The following is a 5246-nucleotide window of genomic DNA, read 5'->3' on the forward strand; positions in this document are numbered from 1 at the left end:
CTTAAGTAATGCGTAACGTTAATGCCGTTACCAGTATCAGTGCTGTTGTCACCATCGATGGTAAGCTCGTTGGCATCAACATATAGACCGAGAACGGTTCTTACATCGTTATTGCCAGCAGGCAATGACGAATTATCCATGGTAATATCATGTGATGTCCTAACAATATTCCAATCTACCGTAATGGTGTTATTGACTATAGATGCTGTACCAGGCAACACGTTCACATCACCATTGGTCCATGTTGTGTCTGTATCCCAATCGCCATTCTGAGTAGATTCATAAGGTAAAGGAGCTGTTTGTCTATCAACAGTGTCTAAGTTTCTAAGTGCGCCTTGGCGACCATTACCAGATTCGTCATCAGTGTTGGTATAGGTGTAAACAGACATTGGATAATAACCTACCAGATCTGACCAAGGAATCGCATCTATATCATGTTTTGTTATAGTTGACGGTAAAACTTTACCCATGGCCTGACCAGAATTATCTTCAATTTCTTGATTCATTACAAAGCGCAATTGGTCTTGACTTAATGCTACATCCCAAACTCTTACTTCATCGATATTTCCTCTAAAGTATTGTGTAGGAGTGTTTTTTCCAGCGGCACCTATAAAAAATGATTCATCATTTAATTGTGGAGGAGTTTTTGCTCCTGAGTTATCTTCAACACCGTCTATATATAGAGTCGTTGTTGTTCCATCATAAATAGCGGCAACATGATGCCATTCATCATCAGGTATACTGGTTGTGGTAGATAGTATCTGATTAGAGCCATTTTTCCAATAGGTTTGAATTCTATTATTGTCAAGAATTCTAAAATCAAATCCACCTTGTGAAAAAGAGGTACTTCTTTTAGACAATATCGATTTTGTGCCTGTATCAGTAGCGTCTCTTTTAATCCATGCTGAAATTGTAAAACTCGAAGGATTAATGTCTAATCGGTCTTCTATATCTATATAATCAACTGTACCATCAAAATAAACAGAGCGCTCCGTAATTATTTGTGGCGCATAGCCAAAGGTTACATATTTAGTGCCATCAAAGTCATATGTTGTTTCAAGATTACCGCTACCATCAGGTGTCATTACCCTATAATCTGCGGTAGGATCAAAAATACCTGTGCTGGAAATAAACATATAGTAACTTCCAGGTGGTGTAATATTTCGTATAGCATTTTGAGGAATACTGATCTTAACTTCTGGAATATCACCACCGGTTTCTACAAATTTCCATGTACGTTGCATTGCCGTAAATGATACATTAGTCGTTAGGGCAGGTGTAATACCGGCACTCATATTAACGGTAACTGTAGTCGCTGCCAAATTAAGGTCGGTGCCGTCGTTACCCCAAACAAGAAACTGTTTGTTTCCAAAAGTCGTGGCATTTAAATCTTTATTCTCCTTATTCGTGTCATAAATATCGGTGAGGCCTACTGTTAAGATACCTTCAGTTAGTCCTGTTCCATCCGTAGCGTCGTTAACACTACTTGACTGTTTTTGGTTTAATTCTGAGGCATCGTCTCTCCCAATACCTGCAATATCATAATTATAAGCCGCTGCATCAGCAGATTGGTCCCAAATGACTGTACCATCACTATTGACGTAGTCTTGTGCTGTACCATTAACACCTAGTGTGATTCCGTATTTTATTGCTAAATACGATTGAATTCTATTACGAGCTTGTGTGGCATCGCCATCATTATTAGTCGCAGAATAAGTTATAACTTCAGCAATTCTACCATCGAAACTACCGTTCCAATATTGGCTTCTCCCTAGCCAAAATTTTGTATTATTCACTGAAGAAAAATCTGGAAGATCATTAGAAATATTCCCTATGGTATTTCCATTAAGATACATATTCATATCTGTAGAAGAAGCGTTTTCTCTTATGTTTATAATGCTTATTTGATTATAATCGTTACTGCCAGTCGTATCTGCTCTACCATAACCAGGACCACCAGCACCGCCAGAAGTCGTACCAAGGCAATAGGTAAAATACTCACCAGAAAACCGACCTGTATAAGCACCATATCCAAATCCGGTAACATCCTCTGCTTGTATATTGCTAACGGTAGGATCTGAACTTGTAAAGGTGTCCAAAGGAATCATGCTAGTTGTAATTGTAGGGTCTGGTACAATCACAACAAAAATGTCAGTATTGTTAAAGCCACCAGTACCTGTCAACTCATCTCTGCTGCCATCATTAATAATATAGGTCATATCTCTATTGGCAGTTGTGTTGTCGTTTTCAAACTCAATAACGGGATTGAAATTTATGCTTTTTGATGTGTTATTTCGATAAACAGGAGCTAGTTCTGGAACCATAGTATTTGCATGGTTACCCTTGCCGTTATCAAACCATTGTGTAACATCAGTACCATCCGTGCCTTCTGATACACCATCTAACATGTCGGCTTTTAACCATAAATCAAGGTTTGTCGTTACACCACCTGGGCCTTCGGAAGGTACGCAATAATCGGTACCAGTGATAGTAATTTCATCTATAAAAACTTCATCATCATCTGCACTCGCATTGCATCTTAATCTAAAACGTGAAATTGCAGATGAAGGGAAAGCATAATCAGTACTTTTAAGAGTTACGATTTTAGAATAGAATATAGCAGAAGTTGTAGTTTCAAAATCTGCATTTTTAGTTGAAACCGTTCCACCTTCAAATATTTGCACCGTTGTCCAAGTAGCGCCATTGTCATCGCTATATTCTACCATAAATTCTTCAGTATCTTCTACACTATCAGGGGCGAAGAAAAACTTAAAATCTACTTTTTCATAATTTGATAAATCAAATGCTGGAGAGTCGAATGAAGAAGCCGATCCAGTAGCATCATCATCTCTTACACGTAGACTCCAACTGCCTTGGTAGGACCAGGTGGCATCGTTTACTCTAGAGGCATCTACGCCACCAGACGTCCAACCATCTAAGCCACTTTCAAAGTTTGCCGTATGAACCACAGATGAACCACAAGGTGGTGGCACATATCCTGTACCTTGAATATTAAAATTATATACAGCCTCATCTGAGTCATTATTCAATATCGTTACGTTCGCAGTTCTTAGACCAAGTGCACTAGGATTAAAGGTAATTACAAATGTAGTACTACTGCCTGCAGCTATTGTATTAGATGGGATTGTAGTAATTGTAAAATCTGCGGCATGAGTACCGCCGATAACAACATAAGGCGAAACACCGGTAAGGTTCAATGCCAGTGTACCTGTGTTTGATATTGTAAATGTATTAGGATTAGTACCTCCTGCAATATCTACATTGCCAAAATCTGTATCGTCTAAGAAATTAGGTGTAATATCTCCATCTGTAATGGTTGTTCCGTTACCCTGAATGTCAATTTCAGGAGCAGGTGTATAGCCTGTACCTTGTATATTAAAATTATAAGGATTTTCATCACTATCATCGTTTGCAATTGAGACCGAAGCAGTTCTTAAACCATCTGCACTGGGGTCAAATGTAATCTGAAAAGTTGTATTACCACTAGATGCAATGGATGATGATGGTATTGTTGTAAGTGTAAAGTCTGCCGCATTAGCCCCTGTAATACTTACATATGGAGAGGCGCCAGTTAAGTTTAAAGCTCCTGTGCCTGAATTTTCAATTGTAAACGTATTGGCCTGAGTTCCCCCAAGCGTTATAACATTACCAAAATCAGTATCATCTGTTGTTGAAGGTGTAGTATCTCCATCAATAATTGTATTACTATTTCCAGTAATATTAATTTCTGGTGTTGGAGTGGTACCTACTGCTTGTATTGTATAAATCCAAACATTATCAGCACCATCATTACTTGCATTAGAACTTGCAATGGTAACCGTCGATGTGTAAGTACCTCCGCCTGGATCATTAAAAGTTATGGTAAATGGTTCAGGGGTTTGGCCTTTTGTAATAGTGTTGTCTCCAAGAGGAGATGTAATTGTAAATGCAACAGGATCAGAAAGCGTAATGCTTGTTATGGTTAATGTAGTATTACCAGAGGTTTGTATATTATCAATGGAAAACGTTCGTGTTAATGATCCATTAAAATCTGTAAAATCAGCTACTGCTGGAGTAACATCATTGTCACTAATATATGTTCCATTACCTAAAACACCAATTTGTTGTCCATGCACCGATAATGCAAGAATAAAAGTTAGACAAAAAAGGTATATTCCTTTTTTAAAGGTTAATAGTTTCATAAGCGGTTAAATTCAGTTTGGGACTAAATATGAGGCGAACATAGTTAAAAATCCCATAAAAAGCAAAAAAATCCGATGAAATGCTTGTTTTGTTTTACTTATTCATTAATAAGACACAATTTCTTGTCATATGTCACATTAAAAAACCCCTGGCGCACGCACCAGGGGTTTTCAAGGTTAAGATTTAAGATTTGGGTAAATTTATTTTACTAAAACTTTCTTAGTAGATACTGAACCGCTTGCAGTATATAACTTAATGATATAAGTTCCAGTACTTAAATTCTCAACGTCATATTCAGAGTAACCGCTCTCTGATATATTTTCTATTTGTTTTACTGATTGTCCTAGTATATTGAATAATTCAATTGAAGTCACATCAATAAGATTAGGATTAATCAGTACAATTTTTTCTATGTCATTAGAGTAGACTACATCTATAGCATTGTTTTCTTCATCGTCAATACCTAGAAGATTATTGGTTCCAAAGGTAATTTCGAAACGATCTTGATACTCACCAGCATTCAGGAAAATTGAGTAATCACTTTCCCTAAGATCGTGATAGATATCCAATACCTTGTCGTGCAGATAGATGTCAACATCACTTGGTACATTCTCTAGCTTGTCAATAGTAATCGTATTTGTGCCATCTGAATCAGTCTTAACTCCCAAAGGATAAACAGTATCAACTTCTGCCTCACTGTTGGCCTGTACCATATATGCTTCATCATTTATGATCCAGTACATATCATCCATCTGTTCTTCGTTAAGAACGGCATCATAGGCCCAATCTACCCCTTCTGTTGTGTTCTCGTCGATTGTCAACAACAACTGTCTGTGAATGGTATTAACCGAGTTAAATCCAATCCTGAACTTCATTCTCTCATCAGAGGCTTGGTTGTCACCAGAGTTCTGCGCCGCCATGTTCCTTACGAAAACCGACGATGCGCCACCTTCTTTCTGGAATACACGCTGACCGTTGTTAAAATTTATCGTACCCGAGTTTTCACCCACGACGAAGAATCCTTGCCCAACTGGGATGTACCT

The 5246-nt window shown here is 37.9% G+C and carries 2 protein-coding genes; both read right to left on the reverse strand.

The genetic code is table 11. The annotated features are described in order from the left end of the window. Positions 1 to 4202, reverse strand: a 4202-nt coding sequence (locus tag LBV24_RS14875) for a choice-of-anchor D domain-containing protein (RefSeq protein WP_224479454.1), incomplete at its 3' end; no start/stop codon positions are given. A 201-nt stretch (positions 4203 to 4403) separates the two neighbouring features. Next, the coding region (locus LBV24_RS14880) for a T9SS type A sorting domain-containing protein (protein WP_224479455.1) at positions 4404 to 5246 on the reverse strand (843 nt) is incomplete at its 5' end.

Origin of the sequence: Winogradskyella vincentii, from assembly GCF_020166345.1 — a bacterium.
GTDB lineage: Bacteria > Bacteroidota > Bacteroidia > Flavobacteriales > Flavobacteriaceae > Winogradskyella > Winogradskyella vincentii.